The organism is Paenibacillus sp. MMO-58, assembly GCF_037146255.1.
In the GTDB taxonomy this organism is placed as follows: domain Bacteria; phylum Bacillota; class Bacilli; order Paenibacillales; family Paenibacillaceae; genus Pristimantibacillus.
This window is the reverse complement of sequence record NZ_JBBCVY010000006.1, coordinates 268,872-293,920: the sequence shown is the minus strand read 5'-3', so window position 1 is coordinate 293,920 and position 25,049 is coordinate 268,872. Positions and strand designations below refer to the sequence as shown.

The window sequence follows — 25,049 nt, the reverse complement described above, 5'->3', positions numbered from 1 at the left end:
TGTCCTGCTTTAATGGCTCAGCTTGCGGAGCCGCTGATCCGTCAGCATATAGTCTTGATCCATATCGAGGACCGTAACTTTGTTATGGCAGCACGGGAAGACAAGCAGCTTTTTCTTGCCGTGCTGAATGTCCTCGATCTCCCGCACGCGAAGAGGGATGAGAACGTTCTCGCTGCTGCAGAAGGGGCAGCTGGGAACGTAAACGTCCTTCATCACAATGTCATAGGGCCAAGTCCTCTCGAACGGAATCATGAGGACGACTCCTCCGTACCAGGAGCGGATTCAGACGGCTTACCCGCCTCTGCTTCCGCTTTTGCCAGTTCGGTGAGCTTCTGCAGTAATATATGTTTAGGCATATGCATTAAATGCTCAAGCGGCACGCCAAGCTGCTTGGACAACTTGATTGCTGTTTCGGGTGAAATTTGCAAGGGTTGTGACATGGTGTTATTCCTCCAATCTGGATATAATTAAGTTATACACCGCTGAAGCAAGATTGCGCAAATTTATTTGTCGATCTTTTTGTGGCGGTTTTTTCTATTGAAGGCTTACATAAGGAAGGCCAATACAAACGCGAAGGAGAGGAACGGTTGAATGACGACTAGCAATTATCCAATGAAATGGGATTTGGAGACGTTTTATGAAGGGGGCTCGGGTTCGGCCGCTTTCGCCAGTGAATTGGCCGGCATCGAGAAGGATGTGGCCGAGCTGGACCGGCTGCTGTCCGACAGCTCCCTGGAGACCAAGAAAAAGATTGAAGACACGACGGCTATTCTGCAGTCCGTGCTGATCCGTCTGCGTCAATCGGAATCATTCGTGGAATGCCTGCAGGCACAAAATATGAAAGACTCCGCGGCTAGCGGATTAAGCGATCGCGTAAAAACGATCAGCGCGAAGCTGCTTGGAGCATTAACGCGTTACGATAATGAGCTTCGCCAGATTGGCGATGAGGAATGGGCCGGTATCGTTAGCGACGGATCGCTTGGCGAGGTTGCATTCAGCTTGTCCGAACGCCGCGAGCTGGCGAAGGAAAAGCTTGCGCCTGAACTTGAAGCGCTTGCCGGCGATCTGGCGGTTGACGGCTATCACGGCTGGGGGGCTCTGTACGATCTGATCGTATCCCGTGCGAAGTTTACGGATATCGGCGAGAACGGGGAAGAGAAGATTCTCTCTGCCGGACAAATGTTTAACCGGTTGTCGGACGGCAATCGTTCGGTCCGTATCCGTGCTTTTGCCGAATGGGAACGCGAATGGGGCGATGCGGCGGAGCTCTGTGCGGATGCGCTTAACCGTCTCGCTGGCTTCAGGCTGAAGCTGTACGGCAAACGCGGCTGGGAATCGGTGCTGAAGGAGCCGCTGCAAATTAACCGGATGTCCGAAGATACCTTCAACGCGATGTGGTCGGCGATCAACGAAGGCAAGCCGAAGCTTGTCCGTTATCTGGAACGGAAAGCGAAGCTGTTGGGGCTGGAGAAGCTGGATTGGCATGATGTCAGCGCGCCGCTTGGTTCTTCTGCGCGAACAATAAGCTTTGACGAGGGTGCGAAGTTTATCGTGGAGCAGTTCCGCAAGTTTAGTCCGGATATGGCGGATTTCTCGGAAGTGGCCTTCCGTGACGCTTGGATCGAAGCGGAAGACCGTGCGGGCAAGCGCCCCGGCGGCTTCTGTACTTCTTTCCCTAAGAGTCGTCAGACGCGGATTTTCATGACTTACTCGGGAACTGCGGATAACGTTTCGACGCTTGCCCATGAGCTTGGACATGCGTACCATCAATATGTCATGGACGATCTGCCGGCGCTGTCGCAGGAATACGCGATGAACGTAGCGGAGACGGCTTCCACTTTTGCCGAGCTGATCGTATCGGATTCGGCGATGAAGACGGCTGTTGACCGCGAAGAAAAGCTAGGCCTTCTGGAGGACAAAATCCAGAATGCCGTTGCGTTCTTTATGAATATCCATGCCCGGGTATTATTCGAGACGCGCTTCTATGAGGAGCGTAAGCAAGGTATCGTACCGGTCGAAAAGCTGAACAGCCTTATGGAGGAGGCTCAGCGCGAAGCTTTCAGTGGAGCGCTCGGCGAGCTTCATCCGCATTTCTGGGCATCCAAGCTTCACTTCTATATTACAAGCGTGCCGTTCTACAATTTCCCTTACACGTTCGGCTACTTGTTCAGCGCGGGGATCTATGCGCGAGCGCTGCAGGAGGGACCGGCGTTCGCGGAACGTTACGTACAGCTTCTGCGCGATACCGGCCGCATGACGGTAGAGGAGCTGGCGAAGAAGCATCTTGGCGTCAACCTCGAGGAAGCCGATTTTTGGCGCGAAGCGGTTGAGCTTACAACGAAGGATATTGATCTGTTCCTGGAATTGACGGAATAGGTTGCGGTTATTAAGGAAGGCGTATCATCCTTGGGGTGATACGCTTTTTTTATTTTGCTAGCAGTTACCTTTACCGCTTTTACTTAATGAATGATTCGATCGTCCAAATTTTCTTTGTTAACGATATAAGAATGAATGCGCTGTTTTCCTTCGCCGCAAGGAAGCAACAGGTTGAGCTTTGCCATCTCTCTTAAAATGGAGCGTGCTGTTTCAATGTGAACGGTTAGGTAAGTACTGACCTCGCGAGCGCGGAATGGTTTTTCGGTACGCAAAGCAAGGCGTAATACTTCGTGCTGGATGATTGCATCTGATGAACGCTCCGTGAAATGCCGGTCCAACCAAGTGCTCATAAACTGTTGCACGATTTGCTCGCACATCCGTAGCCTGTCGCAGATATCGTCATAGGAAAACCGTAGAATTCGCCATCCATCAATAACTAAGTGATTTTGCCGGATGCGATCATCTGAGAAATGGTTACGGCTAGCCTGCGATAAGTGATGTCCAAAACCATCAATCTCAATACTCAGTTTAAGTGGGTATTTGAGGTAAGCAAAGTCAAGATACCTTGCGCCGTCACGGAAGTCGGCTACCTTATACTCCGGATGCAAGTTCTCAAAGTTACGAAAAGCCGGAAACCACACATTTTTTAAGAACAATCTTTCGGCATGTGCATGTCCTTGCATAAGCCTTTCTTTGGCTTTTCCATTGAGCTTTTTCAGGTGCATTTCATACCACTTTTGATGAACAGATTCGAAAGACATAGTTACAAGCTCCTTTCAAAAATAAAACACGCCGCTTTCCAAGACGCTATGCGTCAAGGAAGCGGCGTGTTCTTCACGACCGGAAGTTGATTTAGTTTAAGTTTACCATTATTTGGGCGATCTGTTCAAGTGGGAGGGTAAGTAAGAGGAAAAAACCGACTTGCAAGCGGTTGGTGGGAGCGGAGAGGAATGGAGGAAGGTAAAAAATAAGAGGAAAAAACCGACTTGCGGGTGGTTGGTGGGAGAGAAGAGGGTGTGAGGAAGGTAAATAAGAGGAAATAACCGACTTGCGAGCGGTTGGTGGGAGCGGAGAGGGAGTGGGAAAGGTGAATAAGAGGAAAAAACCGACTTGCATGGGGCCGGGGGAACTAGCAGGAGCGTAGATTGGGTGCGGTTGAGCGGCAAATAGAAGAAAAAGAGTGCAGGACTCCTGCCCCACTAGCTATATGCACAGCATAAATAGAGCACAATTCGGATGTAACAGAACATATATTGTGTAGTAAATATATATGTGCTATATTAAATCCGATTAATGATGGTTATATAGGGAAATGTGTGTAATAAAAAGTGAGAGGGTGAACCGTTATCCAGCTATCGAATCGCCAGCTAGAATTGCTTGAGCTAGTTAAAAAGCATGCGCCGATTACAGGGGAGCAGCTTGCGGAGTATATGGGCGTCAGCCGCCCGACGCTGCGCTCGGACCTGTCGCTGCTTGTGATGCTGAACCTTCTTGACGCGAAGCCGAAGGTTGGCTATTTTCTCGGCGAAGCCTACCGTTCGACCGACGATACGGCAACCCGTCAGCGCTTTGACAATATCAAGGTACACGAGATCCAAGGGGTTCCGGTCAATATTCCGGAGACGTTATCCGTACAGGATGCGGTTATCACCTTGTTCATGGAGAACGCCAATACGCTGCTGATCGTGGACGAGAACAAGAATCTCGCGGGCATTGTGACTCCCAAGGATTTGCTTAAGATCACGCTTGGAAATCCGGGCGCTGGTACCATACCCGTCAGCATGGTTATGACGCGTTTTCCGAATATCGTCACTCTTGCTCCCGAAGAATCCGTATCGGATGCGATTCGAAAAATGATGCTCCATCAGGTGGACTGCCTGCCGGTTATTATTCCCGGCGAGGGCGGACCGGAAATTAGCGGATGGGTATCGAAATCGAACATTATCCGGCTGATGTCGGATATTGCAACAGCTGCGGAACTGGGGGATTAGGAGCTTATGTCAGAGCAAATTATTTACGTTTGTTCAGATGCGGTAGGGGAGACCGCGGAAGCCGTCGCGAAAGCGACCTTGCGGCAGTTCGCATCCGATCATGTCAAAATTAAACGGTTCGGCCATGTAAAGACCGAAGAGGAAGTTATCCAGATTGTTGCGGAAGCAGCCCGTACGGGAGGGTTTATCAGCTATACGCTTGTTCAGCCGGAGCTGCGCGAGCTGATGAAGGAAGAATCGTTCCGCTGGGGCGTACGGGCAGTTGATGTAATGGGCCCGATGATGCAGGCTTTCGTTGATACCTTTGGCAGCTCGCCAAAACGCAAGCCCGGACTGCTCCATTCCATCGACGACGATTATTACCGCCGGATGGAAGCCATTGAATTTGCGGTTAAATACGACGACGGCAAGGATGCCCGCGGCCTGATGCAGGCTCAAGTAGTTCTCATCGGCGTATCGCGGACGTCCAAGACTCCGCTGAGCATCTTCTTGTCCCATAAAGGAATCAAGACAGCGAATCTTCCTCTTATGCCGGAGGTCAGACCGCCTGCTGAGCTTACGCCGGCACCGGGTCGGTTAATTGTTGGGCTTACGATGAAGCCTGAGCATTTGCTGCATATCCGGACTGAACGGCTTAAGACGCTAGGTCTTCCCCAGTCCGCGCAATACGCCTCCATGGAGCGGATAATGGAGGAGCTCGCCTATGCTTCCAGCGTGATGGAGGCGTTCCAATGCCCGGTTATAGATGTAACGAATCGCGCGATTGAAGAGACCGCAGGACTTATTATCGAGCAATTATCTTAGGTACCCTTAGAAAATGTTGCACAAAAAAACGCCGCCAACGTATTTATCGCATAAAAATGGCAATACGTATGAGAGGATGCCCAAAAATGTTAGAACGCGAATTGTCTTTAGAGCTAGTGCGAGTCACGGAGCTTGCGGCGCTTGCCGCTTCCCCTTGGATGGGCCGGGGAGATAAGAACAGCGCCGATGGCGCAGCAACCGAAGCGATGCGGAGCATGTTTGATACGGTATCAATCCGTGGTACGGTTGTTATAGGCGAGGGTGAAATGGATGAAGCGCCGATGCTTTACATTGGTGAGCAAGTCGGCAGCATGCAGGGACCCGAGGTTGATGTTGCTGTTGATCCGCTCGAAGGAACGGAGATCGTTGCTCGGGGACTCAATAACGCAATGGCCGTATTGGCCGTTGCAGGTAAAGGCCAGCTCCTTCACGCGCCTGACATGTATATGGAAAAGCTTGCGGTTGGACCGGAGCTTGCCGGCAAGCTGTCGCTGAAGGACCCGATCCGCATAACCCTGGAGAAGGCGGCGCTTGCGCTGGATAAGCCAATCACGGACTTGACCGTGATGATTCTTGACCGTGAGCGCCATGCCGATATGACCCGCGACTTAAGGGAAGCGGGCGTCCGGATCAAATTTTTATCGGACGGGGATGTCGCGGGAGCGCTAGCGCCTTCTTTTCCGGAAGCGGGTATCGATCTCTATGTTGGTTCGGGCGGCGCTCCCGAAGGCGTCCTTGCGGCGGCTGCGCTCAAGTGCCTGGGCGGCGAAATTCAAGGCAGGCTTATTCCCGAAAGCGAGGAGCAATATGAACGCTGCGTCTCTATGGGGCTGACGGATCCTCGCAAAATATTAAATATCAACGATATGGTAGGGACCGGGGATGTTATTTTCGCGGCGACCGGCGTAACGCCCGGAGAGTTCCTGGGCGGAGTGCGCTATATGCCTGAACAGCGTGCGGAGACGCATTCCATGGTCATGCGGGCACAGACGCGTACCGTGAGGTATGTGAAGTCGCTTCATTATTTACCGAACAAACCTCTATTGCGCAAATAAACTAGGAATGAAAGAAGGAATGGAAATGGAACGAACCTTTGTCATGGTGAAGCCCGATGGTGTCAAGCGTGGATTAATCGGCAGCATAGTAGCAAGATTCGAGCACAAAGGCTTTAAGCTCGTACAGGCGAAATTGATCGAGATCGATACGCCCCTGGCAGAGCGCCATTACAGCGAGCACGCGGCGAAGCCCTTTTTTGGCGAACTCGTCGAGTTCATTACTTCTGGTCCTTCTTTCGCCATGGTCTGGGAAGGCCCCGGCGCCGTAAAAAACGCCCGTACCCTAATCGGCCGCACGAATCCGACGGATGCCGATGCCGGTACGATTCGCGGCGATTACGCATTAAGCGTAGAGAGCAATATTGTTCATGGCTCCGATTCCGTTGAGAGTGCGGAACGCGAGATTGAGATGTTTTTTGGCGGACATCTATGAAGTTTTTCCTGGATACGGCTAATGTCGAGGAGATAAGAAGAATTGCAAGGCTTGGCCTCGTTGACGGGGTAACGACGAATCCGTCCCTGATTGCGAAGGAAGGCCGCGACTTCAAGGATGTTATCCAGGAAATTGCAGGCTTCGTACATGGTCCGATCAGTGCGGAGGTAATCGGAACGACTTCGGAAGAGATGCTGATGGAGGCTTTTGATATCGCGGATTGGGCGCCCAATATCGTCATTAAGCTGCCCATGACCGAAGACGGTCTTTATGCAACCCGCGCCTTGTCGGAAAAAGGCATTAAGACCAATGTGACGCTGATTTTCACGGCCGCACAAGGTTTAATGGCTGCTAAAGCAGGCGCAACCTACATTAGTCCTTTTGTCGGCCGTCTGGATGACATTGGTACGGATGGCATAGGACTAATTCGGGATCTCCGGGCAATTCTTCATAACTACGGGATGCATGCAGAGATCATCGCGGCAAGCATCCGCCATATCGGGCATGTCGAGCAGGCTGCGCTGGCCGGAGCCCATATTGCAACAATTCCCGGAGCGCTGCTCCCGTCACTATGGAAGCATCCGCTTACGGATGCCGGAATTGCGAAATTCCTTAGCGATTGGGACGGAAGGAAGCCGAATTCGTAAACTTAAAAATGACCGAAACCCCCATGCAAACGGGTAACCGTTTGCATGGGGGTTTTCTTTTTGCTGGAGCGCTTCTCTGCAACAAAGTGTCGCAAAAATATGAAAACCGTTGAAAAAGCTATTGACATGATACGATTTGTATCTTAAAGTAGTGTATACAAATGTTGATACGAATTGTATCTAAAGTCCTACAAGGCTGCAGGAGGGAAACGCGTGGAATTAAAGCAATATGCTCAGATCGTTATAAAAAAATGGTGGCTGATTGTCGCCATCGTTATCGTTGCAGTTGTTGCTACAGGCGTTAAAAGCTACTTCTTCACAACTCCGGTCTACCAGGCCAAGGCCACTCTTATCGTCAATCAATCTCCTCAGCAAGCCGGCGTAGAAACGCTGAATCTTGGTTTGCTGCAATCCAATGTCATGCTTATCAATTCGTATAAAAAAATTGTTGAATCGGCCTACATCATGGAAAAAGTCGTCGAGCAAAATCCGAACCTGGGCATTACCGCTGATCAATTATCTCAGAAGGTAAAGGTAGAATCCGCCGATGAATCACAGGTGATGGACATCATGTATACCGGCGCTTCATACAAGCAGGCCGCCCAAATCGTGAATACGGTATCCGAAATCTTCAAGGATCAAATCCCTCATATCATGAAGGTCGATAACGTGACCATTCTCGATAAAGCGGATGATAAGGATATTCCTAGCCCGATCAACAACAGTCCAATCCTGAACATGCTGATCAGCTTTATCGTTTCTTGCATGCTGGCAGTCGGGATCATCTTCCTGCTCGATTATCTTGACGATACGATCAAGAACGAAACGGAAATGCTGCAAACCCTTGATCTGCCGGTTCTTGCACTAATCAATAAGATCAATAAGCAGGATATGGGGCTAAAGAACAAGCCAAACGTCAAAATCAAAAAAGAACTCAATGAAGCCACGTACGCGACACTTAACCAGTAAGGAATAATCGAATAAAGAATTTGGTTTGGCAGCCCTAGGCCTATAAGTCAGGGCTTGTATTTTATAGAGATACTATATCGGATAGGTGAGGGTGAGAGAGTAATGAATAAGGTGAAAAAGGCTATTATTCCTGCTGCCGGACTCGGAACCCGGTTCCTTCCGGCAACGAAAGCGATGCCGAAAGAAATGCTGCCCATCGTCGATAAACCTACGATCCAGTACATTGTGGAGGAAGCAATAGAATCCGGCATCGAAGACATCATTATCGTAACGGGCAAGGGAAAGAGAGCGATCGAGGATCATTTCGATCATGCTTTTGAGCTGGAGCATAACTTGTTCAGCAAGGGTAAGTTCGATCTGCTGGATGAAGTTCGGCGTTCCTCCAACGTGGATATTCATTATATCCGCCAGAAAGAGGCGCGGGGGCTAGGACATGCGGTATGGTGTGCACGCAATTTTATCGGAGATGAGCCTTTTGCCGTCCTGCTAGGGGATGACATTGTGCAATCCGAGGTGCCTTGTGTGAAGCAACTAATTGAGCAATACGAACGGACAGACCGTTCCGTTATCGGTGTTCAGACGGTCCGTGAAGACCAGACGCACCGGTATGGCATCGTTGATCCTATAGAAAGCTTTGACCGACTTTATCAGGTAAAGCGGTTTGTGGAGAAGCCCGCTATAGGACAGGCGCCCTCCAATCTTGCGATTATGGGGCGTTACATTCTGACACCGGAAATATTCGACTGCCTGAAAAACCAGGAAGAAGGCGCCGGAGGAGAAATCCAGCTCACCGACGCGATTCAGAAGCTGAACGAGCTGCAAGGCGTGTATGCATACGATTTTGTAGGAACCCGGTATGACGTGGGCGAGAAGCTTGGATTTATTACAACGACGATCGATTTTGCCCTCAGAAACGAAGAACTACGTATTCCCCTGCTCGCTGCCATGGAAGAAATGATGCTGCGGGAGCAGTCCAATAAGATTAATTAGAGGTGAATGTTATGGCTCCGACTCCTCAGCAGAATGATCTTGAAGCAGTCTTTGATGCAGCCACCATATATACCGCCTACGAGCGACGGCCTCTTCGTATTTACTTAATGGTCAAGCGCGGATTTGACCTCATTGCCGCCAGCTTGGGGCTGATTCTCCTTTCCCCGCTTTTTCTTCTTGTCGCCTTTCTGATTAAGCTCGAGAGTCCCAAAGGCCCTGTCTTTTTCTATCAAACGCGGGTTGGCCGTAACGAAACAACGTTCAGGATGTTCAAATTCCGCTCCATGGTAGCCAATGCCGAGGAAATGCTGGAAAGTCTGCTGAGCCAGAACGAAATCGAAGGCGCCATGTTTAAGATGAAGGAAGATCCCCGGATTACAAAGGTCGGCAAGTTCATCCGCAAAACAAGCATTGACGAGCTTCCCCAGCTGTGGAACGTCATCCGCGGAGACATGTCGTTGGTAGGCCCAAGACCTGCCCTGCCCCGCGAAGTAAACGAGTACACGAACTACGATAAGCTCCGACTCAAGGTACTGCCGGGCTGCACTGGATTATGGCAGGTAAGCGGACGCAATGAGCTGAGCTTTAAGGAAATGGTCGAGCTTGACCTGAAATATATCGAGGAGCGGGGATTCCTGTTTGATCTGAAGCTGATGCTGCTTACGGTAAGGGTCATGTTTGGTTCCAAGAACGCTTACTAGAGACGTCAGCGAAACGGAGGGAGATTGGAATGAAACTTGTCCTGTTATCGGGCGGATCGGGAAAAAGGCTGTGGCCGCTTTCCAATGATGCCCGCTCCAAGCAATTTCTGAAAGTGCTTGAGGATGAACGGCATCAGCTCGTATCGATGGTACAGCGGGTATGGGGACAAATTATGGAGAGAGGTCTTGGGGATAGCAGCTTTATTGCTACCGGCAAATCGCAGATAGAGATGATGCATAATCAGATCGGCCGTCACGTGCCGCTGATTATCGAGCCGGAACGCAGGGATACGTTTGCGGCAATTGCCTTAACGGCTGCCTATCTCTATTCGGAGCAAGAAGCCGGACTGGACGAAGTGGTCGCGATTCTTCCGGTTGATCCATACGTAGAAGACCGTTTTTTTGATGAGGTCAAGCAGCTGGAGGTGGTTTTATATGAATCGGGGGCAAATCTTGCCTTGATTGGCGTAAAACCAACCTATCCTTCCTCCAAATACGGCTATATTGTGCCCTCTGCTTCCGGCAAATCGGATGAGGCCCGTTACCGTCAGGTAAACCGATTCGAAGAGAAGCCATCGGAAGCACGGGCGGCTCGGTTGATTGAGGAATATGATGCGCTCTGGAATTGCGGCGTATTTGCGTTTAAGCTTGGCTTTCTGATTGGTCTGCTGGAGCAAAAAGGGCTGCCTCTTCATTATAAAGAGCTAGTCCGGCAATACCACACCTTGCCGAAGGTCAGCTTCGACTATGAAGTGGTTGAGCGGACAGAGCATATCGTGGTCCGTCCGTATGAGGGGTACTGGAAGGATCTTGGCACCTGGAATACGTTAACGGAAGAGATGGGCAACCGTCTCATCGGCAAAGGCATGATCAGCGAGGATAGCGTAAACACTCATCTGATTAACGAGATTGATATCCCTGTCTCCATTCTCGGTTTATCCAATGTGGTAGTGGCAGTGAGCCCGGACGGCATTCTCGTGGCTGACAAAAGCGCGAGCCCGCGGGTGAAGGACTTCATTAATTATAATCAGGGACCGATGTTCGAGGAGCGGAGCTGGGGCTGGGCGCGGATTCTGGATGATCAACGTTACGATGACGGCCGCTTGGTCGTGACGAAGCGGGTAGGCATCCTGCAGGGCCGCAACATCAGTTATCAGCTGCATATTAATCGGGAAGAAGTATGGACCATCGTAAAGGGCGAAGGCGAGTTCATCCAGAACGGCAATTTTATGCGGGTAAAAGCGGGCAACGTGCTTCATATTCCGATGAAGACGCTGCACAGCATCCGGGCGGTGTCCGAGCTTGAAATTATTATTGTACAATCCGGTAACGGGGATGAGGACAGCCGGATTGTCGAGCTTTACAATACCTGGGAAGAAGTCGAAGAGAATTGTACGAATATGTAGAATATATGAAAGCATAACGAATAAGCGCATTCTTCTCCATTGGGAGGGCAATGCGCTTTTCTATTAAATAAATCTAATCTATCGAAGAAGGCTAATCGCGGTTGCCGTTACTAGATTGGCTGCATATATGGAAGGAGGAGAAGAAAGGAGGAGGATGTATGGCGACAGGCAAAACAAGCAACATGGGCATGAACAGCTGGGGAACATCCGAAACGGTCAAACCAACCGAATTAAACGCAAATTTTACTGCACTCGACAACGAGCTTGGGGCGCGAGGATTGGACATTCGCTGGAAGGGGGCTGATGCCAGCGGGGCTGCCGGCAGCTATAATGCTCTCCTCGCGGCCGTTAACGACACGGCAACAACTGCGATCTTTGTACCGCCGGGCATATATCTGATCGAGAAGAGCATTACGATACCAGCTAACAAAAGGCTGGAATTCGCGCGCGGCGCCCGGTTGAAGCCGGCCAAAGGGATTACGATTACTGTAAACGGAACCATTGCAGCCAGTCTGTATGATTGGATCTTCGACATTACGGCTGGAGGATCCATTGCGGGAACGCCCAAGGTAGGCGATATCTATCCTACGTGGTTCGGTGCGGCAGGCGACGGGGTTACGGACGACACAGCGGCTTTTCAGGCAGCGATGGCAATCTGCAACAAGAAGTACAGGATCTTTATCCCGGTGGGCAAGTACCGGATTCGGCAGACGATTACGAATAACTCCCGCGGAATGTACGGGGCGGCTACTTTTCTGGATGACGGCCAATCAGGCTCGCTGCTGTTCTGGGATCCGATAGATACCAAGACTGATTTGCTTCCGTGTATACGTATCGAGAATGCGGGAATAGACGCGAATTTTGAGGATTTCGGCATCTACGGACCGGTAGCTTACGGTACGGCGAATCTGGCCACTTGGATCAACAAAAGCTTGTTCGATCAAAGCTTGTATACGATGTTTGCGGCAGGAACGGCAGCAATCGAGGTGGCAGGAGGAGCAAGACCTATTTTCCGCTGCGTGGCAACCCGCCAGGTAAAGGTAGGCCTTCTGCTCAACAGTACCGATGGCCATGTAACAACTTATGACTGCTCCTGGAATGGACTGATCGGCATGTATTGCATGCGGAACAGCGAGGATTATTTCGTTCAGGGCGGCATGGTGTCGGGTGCATTCTGCGGGCTGATGATCGGCGTCAGAGAGCATGCGGGGCATTACGGAGGAATGGCGGTTACGTTCCAGCGCGTTCACATGGGTTATTCGCCGTATGGTATTTACCAGGTTATCGATTCAGCTTCCGTACCGGATGTCGTAAACGGAATTTACGGCACTTTGGAATCGGTTCGGTTCGAATATGTCGGCGAAGCGGCAATCAAGCTGCTCCCGGCCTCGTTGTCGATCGGTCTCTCGATTTCGGGCTTCGGGATGTCCTGGTCTACTCTTAATTCGTCGGCTACGGAGTTTGCGCTCCCCGATGCTTTGAAAGCGCGCAATACGAAGCAAAGCTATGCGGCCTACTTCGGCACAATCGCAAATTGCGATTTCAAGGACATTGAAGGGACGGTAATGCTGTCGGGCGCTCCCGGTCAGCTAGGGACGGCTTATATCGAATACTTGGGCGATGATGTCATTTTGACAGGGCTACAGCCGGAATATTGCCTTATTGCAGAGCGGTATATCGATACGTCGCTTCAATATTCTACGCCGCTGCTTGTCGGGCAATCGATCCGCGCCAAAGCCAACAATCCGCTTGGACACGGAAACCTCGTCCAGAACCCGGAGCTGTTGAAGAGTTGGACGACAACGGGGGCCGCGTTATCCATGGTGACCACCTTGGCCACGCTGCCGGTACCTTTCTCCGCAGAGATGAAAACCTACGTGGACAAAGGCATCTCGGCGGTTTTGAAAATTACGCCAAACGGCAACAGTCCGTATGCCGCCATACCGTTTAATCCGATTCCGCTTACAATCGATACAAACCGTTACATTACCTTCGAATATTTTATCCTCTCTCCGCAGGCGAGCTGCCGCAGCCGGTTGGAATTCGGCAGCTCGATGACGCTGTATGATTTCACTTTCGACGTGACGGTTAATCAATGGACGAAGATCACCTGCAATGAGCAATATGCGCCTAACGCCAATGCCTATTCTGCCTCGTTTTTTGACCTTTCCCCAAGCGCGCCGACTTATATCGCAGCCGTGATGGTCGCATATGATTACAACGCCGCGTACTCTCCTTACAATCATGCCTACGCGAAAGCCGCCATCGAAAGCGGAGATGCCTTTATTCTAACTGACAAATCGACGGGGGCAAGAGGTCGTATCGAGCTTGTAAACGGCAAATTGCAAGTGACAATGTTGCCTTAATAGCAGTATGTAATTCCTGAAAATGGAGAAGCCAGTTATTTACGCGTATGCCGGGATAACTGGCTTTTTCATGTAGAATAAGCTTGACATGCTACTAATTGTATCATAAAGTTATATACATAATGTATCAAGAAGCCTTGGCGGAGGTGCAAAGTGGAGATTAAACAATACTTTAGAATTGTGCAAAAAAAGTGGTGGCTTATCCTTATACTCGTTCTTCTTGCCAGTGTGATTTCGGGGATAAAAAGCTCCTTTTATACGACACCGATCTATGAAGCCACGGCTAAACTGATCGTCAATCAATCCTCGGGTGCGTATCAACAAGGATATCCGGATGTTGGGTTGCTTCAGAGCAACTTGATGCTGATGGATTCCTACAAAGAGATTATCAGCTCCGCTGCCATACTCGATAAAGTAGTGGAGAAAAACCCTGGCCTTTCGGACTCCTCGTACGAAATGTCCAAAATTTTGCAGGTCTACTCTTACGAGAACTCTCAGGTGCTTAACTTAACGTATCAAGCCACTTCTTATGAAAGCGCGGCTGAGACCGTTAATGCTATCTCGCTTGTGTTCAAGGAAGAAATTCCAAAAATTATGAATGTCGATAACATTACGATTCTTAATGAAGCCAAAGTGAAGGATACCCGTCCTCATAATCCGGTCAATATCAATCTTGTGACAAGCATTCTGGTGGCCTTTGTGTTGTCCCTGCTTGCTTCCGTTGCATTAGTCTTAATTCTTCACTTCCTGGATGACAACTTAAAGAATGAAGAAGAATTGAAAGAGTTACTGGGGATACCACTTCTTGCCGCAATGAGTAAGATAAAAAAGGAAGATTTACGCGGACGTCGCGGGGAGCAAGTCTTAATTCGCAAGGAAGCAGGTGGTGACAATGTCTATGCGCAGATCAACCAGTGACAACCGGTTAGTTGTCCTGCTTAATCCAAGCTCGCCGGTAGCAGAGGCTTACCGGACGCTTAGAACCAATATTCAATACTCTTCGGTAGATGCGCCGATTCAACTGTTAATGGCCGCCTCAGCCCAATCCGGTGAAGGCAAATCGACCGTGATCTCAAATCTGGCGGTTGCCTACGCTTTGGAAGGGAAACGGGTACTGCTCATTGATACTGATCTTCGCAAGCCAACGATCCACCGGATTTTTGCGCAGACGAACAGACTAGGCCTCACCAATCTGTTGACCTCTCAAAGTTCCTTGCAGGAGGTTATCAGGGATGGCGGAATCGATAATCTGGATATCATTACTTCCGGACCTACGCCTCCTAATCCTGCGGAACTGCTGGGATCCCACAGGATGAAGGTCATCCTTGAGGAGCTCAGGGAACGTTATGATCTGATTCTGTTTGATACCCCGCCCGTCCTTCCCGTGACGGATAGTCTGATTATGAGCTCTTACTGTGACGGCGTTCTTCTTGTTATTCATGCCGGGAAAGTGAAGAAGGCGTATGTCCGCAAGGCGAAGGAAAAGCTGGATTTTGTGCAGTCTCGAATTATTGGAGCGGTTTTTAACCAGATGAAAAGGCAAGATATCGCTTTCGTGAAATATTACGGAACCTCGAAGTAACAAACGAGTAACAAATTTTTGCAGGAAGGATAAGTGAATGACTCATGAAGATCAGTGTCGTCATCCCGTCCTATAAGCGCGTAAGCAGCTTGAAAAAGGGCTTGGAAGGATTGTTCAACCAGCAGAGGCTGCCGGATGAAATCATTGTTGTCGCAAGGGATTCGGATCAGGAAACGATTGAATTCCTCTCCGGGTATCCTTCAGAACTGCTGAGGCAGGCCATTGTACATAAGCCGGGAGCGGTGGCGGCATTAAACGAAGGCTTCGGGCAAGCTTCCGGAGACATCATTGTCATGACGGATGACGATACGGTTGCATATCCGGATTGGCTGGAACGAATCGAGAAACATTACGGCACGGATCCCAGGCTCGGGGCTCTTGGAGGAAAGGACTGGGTCTATCATTCCGGCAAGCTGGAATACGGTCAGTCTGAGGATGTCGGAAAGTTGTATTGGTTTGGGAGGATGTCCGGCAATCATCATATCGGAATCGGAAAGGCCAGAGAGGTCGATATCCTGAAAGGGGCCAATATGAGCTTCCGCAAGGAGGCAATCCGTTCCATCAAATTTGACGACCGGCTCAAAGGCGGCGGCGCTCAGGTTCACTTGGAAATTGGCATCTGTCTGCGCGTGAAACAGGGAGGCTGGCGCGTCCTTTACGACCCAAGCGTATGCGTCAACCATTACCCTGCTGAAAGATTTGATGAGGACAAGCGGAATACCTTTAACGAAACCGCATGTATCAATATGGCGCATAATGAAACCTACATCATCCTGAAGCATTCGGGTACATTCCGAAGAGCAGTCTATTTACTCTACAGTATGCTCGTCGGCAGCAGCCCTTCTCCCGGGTTGTTGCAAATGATTCGAATGGTTCCGCGTGAAGGCATTTCCGCTTTCCGGAAATTGCGCACGACATACACGGGCAGATGGGATGGTTGGAAAACGTGGAAAACGTGGTCAAACTCTTAGATAGTACCCGAGTCATCCTGCTCAAGGGCATTAGTATTATCGCCGTATTGCTTATGGTGCTGATCATTGGCTACCTGGCCGCCATGCATGATTATTTTGCGGGCATGTGGCAGCTTTCGATTGTTATGGCCCTCACGTTGATGGGATGGTTTATCCAGCAGGTTAAGCCGGCCCTATACCTGCCCTATCTGCTGGCGGTATGGGCCATCTATCCCGAACTGAGGCGTCTGCTCGATTGGAGCTTTGGAGCTTACAGTGAAACACCGATCTTATCTACTGCCCCCTTGTTTGTAAGCCTCGTTATGCTGATCCCGATTATCAAAAACTTCAGGAAGCTGTCGAAAACGGTACTACGGATCGAAACGATCGCCCTCTCCGTTCTGCTCTACGGATTTTTGATCGGCATCATTCAATACGGCGGAATTGCCGCCAGCTTCGATCTAATCAACTATGCTACTCCGCTTCTCATTATTGCTTACGTAAATGCCAGCCCGTTCCAAAGCCAGACCAGGGACTGGCTGCTCAAAGGCTTTACTTATATTGCCGTTCTTGTGGCATTGTACGGCATCTATCAATATTTCCTTATCCCGCCCTGGGATAAGTTCTGGATGATTCATTCGGAGATGCTGTCGATCGGAAAGCCTGAGCCGCTTAAGGTAAGGGTGTTCTCGACGCTGAACTCGCCAGGCCCGGCAGGCGTTTTTTTCGGATTTGCTCTTGCTGTTATGACCATGAACAAAAAATGGCGGGCATTAGGGCTAATTGGAATGGTTATTGTCGCTTTCGGGTTTCTGCTTACGCTAGTTCGAAGCAGCTGGATTGCGCTTGCGGCGATGATCCTCGTCTATTTCCTGCAAGCCAAGTCTACCCATAAATTCAAGCTGCTCGCAATCCTTGTCGTGCTGTTCTTATGCTATCAATTTATTTTGCCGGGATTGCCCGGCGCGGAGACGATTACGAACCGATTCGATACTTTCGGCAATTTGAATGAGGATGTCTCCTATAACGACCGTCTTGCATTCTCGACATTCATTCTGGATTCGATATCGGTTAATCCAATGGGCAACGGCCTGGGCAGTACGGGGCTTAGCGCCAAGCTGAATGAAAACGCGATGCAGGTGTTCGATAATGGCTTCCTAAACATCTTTTATACATTTGGCTTGCCGGGAGGGCTGGCTTTTCTCGGGTTCCTGGCCTATCTCTCCGTTCTTGCTTTGAAAAGGGAGAAAAAATCAAGTCAGTATTACCATCTCGCATTTGCTTCGATGGCAGGCGCCGGTGTACTGCTTATGAGCAATAATTTTCTGCCTGGAAGCGGCGGGGCCTGCTTATGGTTTCTCGTATCTATGATTTTCTTGAGGGGGGAGAAGGAGAATCATGAAAATCTGCTTCGTCACCCATAAGGTGAGAAAAGGCGATGGACAAGGCCGGGTCAATTACGAGGTTATTCTTGAAGCTCTAAGACAGGGACACGAAGTTATGATTATCGCTTCCGAGCTGTCGGATGACCTCGTGAGGCATCCGCAGGTGGAATGGAGAAAGGTTTCCGCAGGCAGATTGCCTAGCGAGCTGCTCCGCAATCAGTTATTTGCTGTCCGTACGACCTTCGAATTGTTACTGAGAAAAGGGCAGCTCGATCTAATCGTTGCGAATGGTTTTGTGACTTATGCGAAATCAGATATTAATTGCATTCATTTCGTTCACAGCGCATGGCTGGCATCACGCTATCATCCTTACCGGGAACGCAAAAGCCTTTCTTCCTTGTATCAATGGATTTATACGGGGCTGAACCGCTATATGGAACAAAATGCAATGAAACGTACCTCCGTTGTTGTTGCAGTCTCGGATCGGGTTCGGCAGGAGCTGATCCAGGATGCGGGTGTTGGCGGAGAGCGTATTGCGGTTATACGGAACGGCGTTGATCTGCAGGAATTCTATCCGGACCGGGCAACGCGCGCAGAGCTTCAGCTTGACGAAGATAAGCTCTATGCCTTGTTTGCCGGCGATATAAAGTCGTCACGTAAAAATCTGGATACCGTCATTAAGGCTCTAGGCCATGTTCAGGATGTCCATTTGCTGGTCGTTGGCGATACGACGGGAAGCCCGTATCCGAAAATGGCTGCCGAACTTGGAGTAGCGGATAGGGTACGGTTCCTCGGCTACCGAGCCAATATGGCCGATTGGATGTCGGTTTCGGATATGTTTGTTTATCCTTCCCGTTATGAGCCTTTTGCGCTTGTCCTGCTCGAGGCGATGGCGGCAGGCACGCCGGTCATTGCTAGCCGGATATGCGGGGCATCCGAACTCTTTACCGATGAATTCGCAATAGGAATCGATGATCCGGATGATACTGAAGCCTTGACGGAAGCTATCCGAAGCTTAGCGGGTCACCGGGAGCGGTTAAAGCGGATGGGCACTGATGCAAGGAAAGCCGCTCTTCAACATTCCTGGTCGGGGATGGCCGAGCAATACGTACGATTACTGGAGGAAGCAGCCATCCGCAAGTCTGTGCCTCTTGTAGAACCGTGAAAGGAAGCCGCAAATGGCCCTATTAAATGTATTGAAACGGAAAGATAGCTTCGGCTATATGGCGCAAATTTTTGCCTCCAATGTTTTTATTCTCGTCCTTAACATGCTGACGGGTATTATTGTTGCCAGATACTTGGGACCGGAAGGACGCGGAGAACAGGCTGCCATGATTATGTGGCCGCAGCTGTTGTCCTATGTCGTAACGCTTGGCCTCCCTTCTTCGATCGTGTATTACATGAAGCAAACGGGCAGCAAACAGGGCTCCCTATACGTCGCCTCACTGTGGATGTGCTTCACTCTCGGAATTTTCTCGACGATAGGCGGGCTGTTTTTTCTTCCGGAATGGATGAAGGGTTATTCCCCGGGAAAAGTCGAGTTCGCATGCTGGGCTTTGATCCTGATTCCGTTTAGTCTTCTTGGTGTTATTAACAATGCCGTTTTGCAGGCGAGAGAGGAATACCGGCTGTACAACCGGATCCGATACCTGCCTAATATTATAACGCTTGTCCTGCTTGGTCTCATGGTTGTCTCCGGACACGTCAATTCATTTTATTCTTCGGCTGCTTATCTTGCGCCAACACTGCCGATAACGCTGTGGACAATGATCAGGCTGCTCCGTATCTATTCGATTAAACAGAAGGATATTATTGACTCGTCCAAGCAGCTTGTACAATACGGGATCCGCTCTTACGGTACGGATCTGGCGGGCACGTTATCATATTATATCGATCAGGTGCTGGTTGTAGGTCTGCTTTCCCCGGCTAGTCTAGGGATCTACCTAGTCGCACTCAGTCTGGCGAAAATGCTGGACGTCATCCAATCCTCTGTCGTATCCGTCCTGTTCCCGCAGGCGTCGGGCTTGCAACGGGAGGAAGCGATCAGGCTGACGCTTAAAGTGTACCGAATTAGTACGGTTATTACGCTGGTTTTTGTTGCCGCGGTTATTCTTCTTGCTCCTTACGCTTTGCTCATTCTGTACGGTCACTCCTACGAGGGGGCAATCCCGGTATTTCGGGTTCTTGTCCTGAGCACGGCTGTCGCAAGCGCAACCTGGACGCTGGCACAAGGTTACATGGCCACGGACAAACCCGGAAGAGCGACCCTTTTGAAGGTACTATCCCTTTTCATGAATGCTTTGTTTATTAATATCTTTACACCTTACATGGGTATTATTGGAGCAGCCTACTCCTTGCTTCTATCCGCATTCATTAACTTCTTGCTTATCTTGATCCTATATTCCTACGAGATGAAGCTGAAGTGGTCCTCTTTCTTCTATGATAAGGAAGACTGGATATGGATGAAAGAAATGCTGAGGAACAGGGGCGCGAGACATAAGGAAAGCAACGAGGCGATTAGCGGATAAATAAGGATGACAGAAAAGAGTGATTCCGATGAAAGTTCTGACGACCGGATTAGGATGGAACGAACTGCAGCCCGGGGGGCTGAACCGTTATTTTGTGGATTATAACCAGGCTCTCCGGGAACACGGTCATGCAGAGCTTGGGCTGGTAGTCGCGGATCCGGGCATGAAGCTGGAGACCAGCCTGAACGTGGCCAACACGGTTGATCATGGGGAAGGTGGCCTGCTGGCCCGGATAAGATCGGTGCGCAAGTATACGCTGGAGGCGCTGGAGTCATTCCGTCCCGACGTGTTTAATCCGCATTTCGCTCTTTACGCATCGATGATATCCCGGCAGGCGCTGCCGGATCATATTCCCATCGTGACCCATTTTCACGGGCCTTGGGCGATGGAATCTAAAATCGAGGAAGGCGGCCGCTCCGCTTTATTCCGGGAAGCCCGGTATTTGATGAAGAAGCAGGTCGAGCAGGTCACATACCGCCGTTCGGACAGCTTTATCGTGCTAAGCGAATATTTCCGCGATATCTTAACGGATCACTACGGCGTAGACCGCCGGAAAATACATATTATACCGGGTGCCGTGGAGCATGAAAGGTTCAAGCCCCATGCGGACCGGGAGGGCCTGAGGAATAGGCTTGGAATCAAGGCGGATCAAAGACTTCTTTTCTGCGCGCGCAGAATTGTACGGCGTATGGGAATAGACCGTCTGATCGAGGCAATGAGATTAGTTGCAGACCATCATCCTGAAGTATTGCTGTTTATTGCGGGAGATGGTCCGATGCGGAGCGAATATGAAAGGCAGATTGAGAAGCTAGGTTTGTCTGCCCACGTAAAGATGCTTGGCAGAGTATCCAATGAAGAGCTTGTCGAGTGGTATCAGGCAGCGGATTACAGCATTGTTCCTACGATTACGCTCGAAGGCTTCGGTCTTGTCACGATTGAGTCATTGGCATGCGGAACACCGGTGTTCGGAACGCCATACGGAGGTACCAAAGAAATCCTAAGCCGATTTTCCCCGGAGCTCCTTTTCGAGGAAGGAACAGCGGAAGCTATCGGCGGCAAGCTGATTGACGCCTTGGGAGGGAAGATCTTTTTGCCGACGCGGGAAGACTGCCGAAGCCATGTGCTTAAGCATTATACCTGGAGTACCGTGACTTCTGCGGTTACGGACGTATTCAAGGAGGCGCAGGAGAAACGGAGAAGGGGAGGCGCGTTTGGATGAGAATCGCCTATTATAACCATACCAGCTCCGTAAGCGGGGCGGAAATTAATCTGCTGGTTACTGCCGCGCATTATCAGCGGGCTGAGGTAACGATTATGGCTCCGGAAGGCGAGCTGCTGGAGCGTGCTCGCGCGGCGGGGCTAGCCGCGATAGCCTTGCCAAGTTATAATGCCAGACTATCCCGCAATCCTTTGCGGCTGGCAGCCGGGATTGTAGGAATGATAGGGGCCGGGAAACAGTTATCGAATGCGGCCATGGCAGGCAGAGCGGAGATTATACATGCAAATTCGCTTCGTGCAGGGATGATGGCCTCTCTATTCTACTGGCGTCACCGAATACCGGTGGTCTGGCATCTCCACGATAACCCGCCGAAAGGACTTGTCGGCAAATTGATCCGGATGTACGCCGCGAGAGCAGCTCAAGCGTTTATTGCGATTTCCGAGCCTGTCAGAGTGGGATTCGGCAATTCTTCGGGGCCCGTGCATCTGATTCATAACGGTGCCGTTCTCAGCCATTACTCCGAACTGGAGAAAAAGCGATACCGGGTAGAGCTTAGGCAGCAATTAGATACGCCTGCAGGAGGCAGGGTTATGGTTATAATCGGTCAGATTACGCCGTGGAAGCGGCAGGAGGATGCGATTCGGGCGCTGCATGCCTTAATCCAACAGGGAGAGGAGAATTATTTATGGATTGTCGGAGAGCCGAAGTTCCGCGAGGAGAACATGCTTTATTTCGAGGAGCTAAAGCGTCTGGCCGACGAATTAAACGTCACTCGGTATATCCGTTTTACAGGTTTTCGGAACGATGTGGATCAGTTATGCTGCGCTTCGGACCTGCTGCTCCTATGCTCCGAGAATGAGCCTTTTGGGAGGGTTATTATTGAAGCAATGGCGCAGGGAACACCGGTTATTGCGACCAGCGGCGGAGGAGTAGGCGAGATTATCGAGCACGGAAGAAGCGGCTTGTTGTACGAGAGCGGCAATATTCCCCAGCTTGCAGACTCTATCCGCTCCTTGCTGAACAATGACAGGCTGCGCAAGCAAATCAGCATAAATAGCGTTGAACGGGTCAACGAACATTTTTCAATTGGGCAGGCCGCCGCCAAGACGGAGCACGTATACGCTCAAATGGTGCGGGAGAAAACGGGAAGAAATAAAGGGCTTCAGCAAACTAAGGGGGTGGCGAAATGAATTACCGGATTGCCATTGTACACGACTATTTGAATCAAATGGGGGGAGCGGAGCGAGTTGTCGGCGTTATGCACAAGCTGTTTCCGGACGCTCCGATTTATACGACGATCGTAGATCGCGAAAAACTGCTTCCCGAGCTGCGAACGGCAGATATCCGAACAACCTGGATGCAGCATATCCCAAATATTTTACGGGACTTCAAGCTGTACTTCTGGCTTTATCCGTTTGCGGTCAGGTCTATCGATCTCAAGGGATACGATATCATTGTGAGCTCCAGCAGCGCTTATGCGAAAGGAATTCGGAAGCCGGGCAACGCCGTACATTTATGCTACTGCCACTCCCCTATGCGGTTTGCCTGGAACTTTGACGGTTATATCGAGAACGTGAATGTATCGAAGACGCGACGAACGATTGCCAAGTGGCTTACTTATCCGCTTCGGCTGTGGGATAAGGCGAATTCGAAGCAGGTAGATCGGCTAATCGCCAATTCGAGCGTGGTAAAAGGGCGGATCTCAAAGTTCTATGGGCTTGATTCCACCGTCATTTATCCTCCGGTTGAGGTTGACCGTTTCTTCGTGAGCGAGAATGGACCTAAAGATTATTTCCTTGTTGTCTCCAGGCTTGTCTCGTATAAAAAAATTGATATTGCGGTTGAAGCCTGCACGCGTCTTGGGCTCAAGCTGCTGATTGTCGGAGACGGAGATGACCGGCATCGGCTAGAGGGCCTTTCAAGTTCAAACGTACAGTTTCTCGGAAGACGGAGCGATGAAGAGGTAGCCAGCTATATGCAGCATTGCCGGGCTTTATTGTTTCCGGGGCTGGAGGATTTCGGGATCACCCCTCTGGAGGCGAACGCTTGCGGCAGGCCGGTTATCGCTTTCCAGGCAGGCGGTGCGCTTGATACGATCAAGGCCAGTGTAAACGGCATGTTTTTCAAGGAACAGACGACGGAATCATTAATGGAAGCCCTGCGGGAGTTTGAGACCAAAGAGTGGGATCCCGGATTAATTCGGAAGCATGCGGAATCCTTTAATGAGCGTTACTTTATTGAGCGGCTGTTATCCAGCCTGCAAAGCGCGATTGATCCTTTAGGCAGCAGCCTCCAGCATTACGGTGTGGAAGCAGGCGTGCATGCAAGTTCTTAGCATACCCTATTCTGCTACATTTTGTTGATTTTTCAGGTCTATATTGATACAATTAGTATCAAACAAGAGGATAGGTGAGATCCAATATGGAGCATAGCAAGCGAATGTATACAGCCTACGGTTTACGGCTCGCAAGCGAAATCGAATTGCCGGAGATGCTTACCGCAATAGATGACGGATCTGAGCCTGATGCTTGGATTACTTATGCCGATTTAAGCGGCTATGTTGCGAATTGGGAGCCGGATAGACGAAATTGGGCGGATGGGGAGCAGGTTCTGATCTATGTTCCCGGTGTAGCCTATTACCGCGTGTTATATAACCTCATTCAGGTGATGCCTCTAAAAGAAGTGGACCCAAGACAATTCCGTCTATATATTGTTGGCGCATGCTGCAGCGTGCTGCTCGTCCGCAGAGGAATTGTACCGATGCACGCAGGCGGCGTGGTGATTGACGGCAAGGCTTATGCCATTCTTGGCGACTGCGGCGCTGGAAAGTCTACGCTCGGAGCCGCTTTTATGGAGTCGGGCTACAAGCTGCTAAGCGACGACATTGTTGCGGTAGCGATGAACGAGAAGACAAACGAGCTGACGGCGTATCCCGGTTATCCGCAGCAAAAGCTTTGGCGTCAAAGTCTGGAATATTTACAGCGCGAAGCGTCGGATTACCGGTCAATCCTTCAAGACTACGATAAATACGCGGTTCCTGTTACGGACCTGTTCCACAAAGAGCCTATACCGCTCGCAGGTATATTCGAACTGGAGAAAGCGGATATCCCTCAAGTTCGAATTCATCCGCTAACGCCGCTGCAGCGGGTGCAGCTGTTCCGTTATCATTCGTTTCTTGACCGCGTGTTAAAGGAAATGAAGCTGGAGCAATGGCTGTTTACCTTCGGAACCAAAGTGGCGCTGGCTATTCCGTTCTATCAATTAAAGCGGCCGTCTGCCGGATATACGGCACCGGAGCTGGTCAGTCAAATTCTACATACCGTGAGAGAAAGGGAGATGATTACATTATGAGTCAATCCAGTGTGCTGATTCATGAACGTATCGTTCAGGCGGAAGGCTTTCTTGTGAGCGATATGGGCGGCGAAAAAGTGATGATGAGCATTCAGAACGGCAAATATTTTAATCTGGGACATTCGGGCGGAGAGATCTGGGAGCTGCTCGCCGCTCCAACAACGCTGGAAGAGATCGTAAGCCGGCTTTGCCTGGAGTACGAGATTGAAAGAGAAATTTGCGTGAATCAAGTGGCTTCTTTCCTGAAGCAGCTAGCGGAACAGGGTCTTATTGTCAACGCGGGGGCGTGACGATTA

Annotated in this window: 25 protein-coding genes; 22 read left to right on the top strand and 3 right to left on the bottom strand. The window is 50.4% G+C overall.

The genetic code is table 11. The annotated features are described in order from the left end of the window. Nucleotides 1–9: 9 nt before the first annotated feature. Together WFJ73_RS19725 and WFJ73_RS19720 are read right to left on the bottom strand one after the other, a co-directional pair. Nucleotides 10–252, bottom strand: coding sequence for a hypothetical protein (locus WFJ73_RS19725; protein WP_127490897.1), 243 nt, complete (start codon nt 250–252; stop codon nt 10–12). Further along, the gene (locus tag WFJ73_RS19720) at nt 249–440 is read right to left on the bottom strand and encodes a YycC family protein (RefSeq protein WP_015842834.1); all 192 of its coding nucleotides are present in this window, start codon (nt 438–440) and stop codon (nt 249–251) included. The genes WFJ73_RS19725 and WFJ73_RS19720 overlap by 4 nt, the downstream gene beginning before the upstream one ends. A 151-nt stretch (nt 441–591) precedes the next feature. Between WFJ73_RS19720 and WFJ73_RS19715 the strand changes: the two genes are divergently transcribed. Further along, nucleotides 592–2,376 (top strand): M3 family oligoendopeptidase, encoded by a 1,785-nt coding sequence (locus WFJ73_RS19715; protein WP_336774673.1) that lies wholly within the window; start codon nt 592–594, stop codon nt 2,374–2,376. An 83-nt stretch (nt 2,377–2,459) separates the two neighbouring features. On the opposite strand, the gene WFJ73_RS19710 is transcribed toward WFJ73_RS19715, so the two are convergent. Then, nucleotides 2,460–3,137, bottom strand: a complete 678-nt coding sequence (locus WFJ73_RS19710) for a DUF559 domain-containing protein (protein ID WP_336774672.1) — start codon at nt 3,135–3,137, stop codon at nt 2,460–2,462. A 612-nt stretch (nt 3,138–3,749) separates the two neighbouring features. Here WFJ73_RS19710 and WFJ73_RS19705 point away from each other — a divergent pair. The 21 genes from WFJ73_RS19705 to WFJ73_RS19605 all read left to right on the top strand — a co-directional run bounded on the left by WFJ73_RS19705 (nt 3,750) and on the right by WFJ73_RS19605 (nt 25,043). Next, on the top strand, nt 3,750–4,367 hold the full coding sequence (locus WFJ73_RS19705) for a CBS domain-containing protein (protein WP_336774671.1): 618 nt from the start codon (nt 3,750–3,752) through the stop codon (nt 4,365–4,367). A gap of 6 nt (nt 4,368–4,373) precedes the next feature. Then, the gene (locus WFJ73_RS19700) at nt 4,374–5,171 is read left to right on the top strand and encodes a pyruvate, water dikinase regulatory protein (protein ID WP_336774670.1); all 798 of its coding nucleotides are present in this window, start codon (nt 4,374–4,376) and stop codon (nt 5,169–5,171) included. Nucleotides 5,172–5,257: 86 nt separating this feature from the next. Beyond that, the gene (gene glpX, locus WFJ73_RS19695; protein WP_336774669.1) at nt 5,258–6,226 is read left to right on the top strand and encodes a class II fructose-bisphosphatase; all 969 of its coding nucleotides are present in this window, start codon (nt 5,258–5,260) and stop codon (nt 6,224–6,226) included. A gap of 25 nt (nt 6,227–6,251) precedes the next feature. Beyond that, the gene (ndk, locus tag WFJ73_RS19690) at nt 6,252–6,659 is read left to right on the top strand and encodes a nucleoside-diphosphate kinase (protein ID WP_336774668.1); all 408 of its coding nucleotides are present in this window, start codon (nt 6,252–6,254) and stop codon (nt 6,657–6,659) included. Next, a complete protein-coding gene (gene fsa, locus WFJ73_RS19685) occupies nt 6,656–7,306 on the top strand; it encodes a fructose-6-phosphate aldolase (RefSeq protein ID WP_336774667.1) in 651 nt (216 codons plus the stop codon). The genes ndk and fsa overlap by 4 nt, the downstream gene beginning before the upstream one ends. A gap of 213 nt (nt 7,307–7,519) precedes the next feature. Then, nucleotides 7,520–8,275, top strand: coding sequence for a YveK family protein (locus tag WFJ73_RS19680; protein WP_336774666.1), 756 nt, complete (start codon nt 7,520–7,522; stop codon nt 8,273–8,275). Between the two features lie 102 nt (nt 8,276–8,377). Beyond that, a complete protein-coding gene (galU, locus tag WFJ73_RS19675) occupies nt 8,378–9,265 on the top strand; it encodes a UTP--glucose-1-phosphate uridylyltransferase GalU (RefSeq protein WP_336774665.1) in 888 nt (295 codons plus the stop codon). Between the two features lie 11 nt (nt 9,266–9,276). Then, nucleotides 9,277–9,966, top strand: a complete 690-nt coding sequence (locus WFJ73_RS19670; RefSeq protein WP_336774664.1) for a sugar transferase — start codon at nt 9,277–9,279, stop codon at nt 9,964–9,966. Nucleotides 9,967–9,995: 29 nt separating this feature from the next. Then, on the top strand, nt 9,996–11,372 hold the full coding sequence (locus tag WFJ73_RS19665; RefSeq protein WP_336774663.1) for a sugar phosphate nucleotidyltransferase: 1,377 nt from the start codon (nt 9,996–9,998) through the stop codon (nt 11,370–11,372). A gap of 158 nt (nt 11,373–11,530) precedes the next feature. Then, the gene (locus tag WFJ73_RS19660) at nt 11,531–13,738 is read left to right on the top strand and encodes a glycosyl hydrolase family 28-related protein (protein WP_336774662.1); all 2,208 of its coding nucleotides are present in this window, start codon (nt 11,531–11,533) and stop codon (nt 13,736–13,738) included. A 153-nt stretch (nt 13,739–13,891) separates the two neighbouring features. Further along, nucleotides 13,892–14,656, top strand: a complete 765-nt coding sequence (locus WFJ73_RS19655) for a YveK family protein (RefSeq protein ID WP_336774661.1) — start codon at nt 13,892–13,894, stop codon at nt 14,654–14,656. Then, a complete protein-coding gene (locus tag WFJ73_RS19650; protein WP_336774660.1) occupies nt 14,631–15,320 on the top strand; it encodes a CpsD/CapB family tyrosine-protein kinase in 690 nt (229 codons plus the stop codon). The genes WFJ73_RS19655 and WFJ73_RS19650 overlap by 26 nt, the downstream gene beginning before the upstream one ends. 44 nt (nt 15,321–15,364) lie before the next feature. Then, nucleotides 15,365–16,291, top strand: coding sequence for a glycosyltransferase family 2 protein (locus tag WFJ73_RS19645; RefSeq protein ID WP_336774659.1), 927 nt, complete (start codon nt 15,365–15,367; stop codon nt 16,289–16,291). Then, nucleotides 16,267–17,694, top strand: a complete 1,428-nt coding sequence (locus WFJ73_RS19640; protein WP_336774658.1) for an O-antigen ligase family protein — start codon at nt 16,267–16,269, stop codon at nt 17,692–17,694. Before WFJ73_RS19645 ends, WFJ73_RS19640 begins: the two co-directional genes overlap by 25 nt. Beyond that, nucleotides 17,669–18,820: a glycosyltransferase family 4 protein gene (locus WFJ73_RS19635; protein WP_336774657.1), complete on the top strand. Its 1,152-nt coding sequence runs from the start codon at nt 17,669–17,671 to the stop codon at nt 18,818–18,820. The genes WFJ73_RS19640 and WFJ73_RS19635 overlap by 26 nt, the downstream gene beginning before the upstream one ends. Before the next feature lie 13 nt (nt 18,821–18,833). Then, nucleotides 18,834–20,183 carry an oligosaccharide flippase family protein gene (locus WFJ73_RS19630; protein ID WP_336774656.1) on the top strand — a complete coding sequence of 450 codons (1,350 nt, stop codon included), beginning with the start codon at nt 18,834–18,836 and terminating at the stop codon, nt 20,181–20,183. 28 nt (nt 20,184–20,211) lie between these two features. Next, entirely contained in the window at nt 20,212–21,402 is a 1,191-nt protein-coding gene (locus tag WFJ73_RS19625; RefSeq protein ID WP_336774773.1) for a glycosyltransferase family 4 protein, read from the top strand. Next, complete coding sequence (locus tag WFJ73_RS19620; protein ID WP_336774655.1) at nt 21,399–22,592, top strand: glycosyltransferase family 4 protein; 1,194 nt, start codon at nt 21,399–21,401, stop codon at nt 22,590–22,592. Before WFJ73_RS19625 ends, WFJ73_RS19620 begins: the two co-directional genes overlap by 4 nt. Continuing rightward, nucleotides 22,589–23,737, top strand: coding sequence for a glycosyltransferase (locus WFJ73_RS19615; protein ID WP_336774654.1), 1,149 nt, complete (start codon nt 22,589–22,591; stop codon nt 23,735–23,737). The genes WFJ73_RS19620 and WFJ73_RS19615 overlap by 4 nt, the downstream gene beginning before the upstream one ends. A gap of 86 nt (nt 23,738–23,823) precedes the next feature. After that, the gene (locus WFJ73_RS19610; RefSeq protein WP_336774653.1) at nt 23,824–24,753 is read left to right on the top strand and encodes a hypothetical protein; all 930 of its coding nucleotides are present in this window, start codon (nt 23,824–23,826) and stop codon (nt 24,751–24,753) included. Then, the gene (locus WFJ73_RS19605) at nt 24,750–25,043 is read left to right on the top strand and encodes a lasso peptide biosynthesis PqqD family chaperone (protein WP_336774652.1); all 294 of its coding nucleotides are present in this window, start codon (nt 24,750–24,752) and stop codon (nt 25,041–25,043) included. Before WFJ73_RS19610 ends, WFJ73_RS19605 begins: the two co-directional genes overlap by 4 nt. Nucleotides 25,044–25,049: the final 6 nt, after the last annotated feature.

Excerpts from the sequence above, each read along its gene's own strand:
- WFJ73_RS19620 (WP_336774655.1), top strand. The coding sequence starts at position 21,399 with ATGAGAATCGCCTATTATAACCATACCAGCTCCGTAAGCGGGGCGGAA.
- glpX (WP_336774669.1), top strand. The coding sequence starts at position 5,258 with ATGTTAGAACGCGAATTGTCTTTAGAGCTAGTGCGAGTCACGGAGCTT.
- WFJ73_RS19700 (WP_336774670.1), top strand. The coding sequence starts at position 4,374 with ATGTCAGAGCAAATTATTTACGTTTGTTCAGATGCGGTAGGGGAGACC.
- WFJ73_RS19725 (WP_127490897.1), bottom strand. The coding sequence starts at position 252 with ATGATTCCGTTCGAGAGGACTTGGCCCTATGACATTGTGATGAAGGAC.
- WFJ73_RS19610 (WP_336774653.1), top strand. The coding sequence starts at position 23,824 with ATGGAGCATAGCAAGCGAATGTATACAGCCTACGGTTTACGGCTCGCA.
- WFJ73_RS19650 (WP_336774660.1), top strand. The coding sequence starts at position 14,631 with ATGTCTATGCGCAGATCAACCAGTGACAACCGGTTAGTTGTCCTGCTT.
- fsa (WP_336774667.1), top strand. The coding sequence starts at position 6,656 with ATGAAGTTTTTCCTGGATACGGCTAATGTCGAGGAGATAAGAAGAATT.
- WFJ73_RS19605 (WP_336774652.1), top strand. The coding sequence starts at position 24,750 with ATGAGTCAATCCAGTGTGCTGATTCATGAACGTATCGTTCAGGCGGAA.
- WFJ73_RS19715 (WP_336774673.1), top strand. The coding sequence starts at position 592 with ATGACGACTAGCAATTATCCAATGAAATGGGATTTGGAGACGTTTTAT.
- WFJ73_RS19635 (WP_336774657.1), top strand. The coding sequence starts at position 17,669 with ATGAAAATCTGCTTCGTCACCCATAAGGTGAGAAAAGGCGATGGACAA.
- WFJ73_RS19670 (WP_336774664.1), top strand. The coding sequence starts at position 9,277 with ATGGCTCCGACTCCTCAGCAGAATGATCTTGAAGCAGTCTTTGATGCA.
- WFJ73_RS19615 (WP_336774654.1), top strand. The coding sequence starts at position 22,589 with ATGAATTACCGGATTGCCATTGTACACGACTATTTGAATCAAATGGGG.
- WFJ73_RS19720 (WP_015842834.1), bottom strand. The coding sequence starts at position 440 with ATGTCACAACCCTTGCAAATTTCACCCGAAACAGCAATCAAGTTGTCC.
- WFJ73_RS19660 (WP_336774662.1), top strand. The coding sequence starts at position 11,531 with ATGGCGACAGGCAAAACAAGCAACATGGGCATGAACAGCTGGGGAACA.
- WFJ73_RS19665 (WP_336774663.1), top strand. The coding sequence starts at position 9,996 with ATGAAACTTGTCCTGTTATCGGGCGGATCGGGAAAAAGGCTGTGGCCG.
- WFJ73_RS19645 (WP_336774659.1), top strand. The coding sequence starts at position 15,365 with ATGAAGATCAGTGTCGTCATCCCGTCCTATAAGCGCGTAAGCAGCTTG.
- ndk (WP_336774668.1), top strand. The coding sequence starts at position 6,252 with ATGGAACGAACCTTTGTCATGGTGAAGCCCGATGGTGTCAAGCGTGGA.
- WFJ73_RS19625 (WP_336774773.1), top strand. The coding sequence starts at position 20,212 with ATGAAAGTTCTGACGACCGGATTAGGATGGAACGAACTGCAGCCCGGG.
- WFJ73_RS19710 (WP_336774672.1), bottom strand. The coding sequence starts at position 3,137 with ATGTCTTTCGAATCTGTTCATCAAAAGTGGTATGAAATGCACCTGAAA.
- galU (WP_336774665.1), top strand. The coding sequence starts at position 8,378 with ATGAATAAGGTGAAAAAGGCTATTATTCCTGCTGCCGGACTCGGAACC.
- WFJ73_RS19630 (WP_336774656.1), top strand. The coding sequence starts at position 18,834 with ATGGCCCTATTAAATGTATTGAAACGGAAAGATAGCTTCGGCTATATG.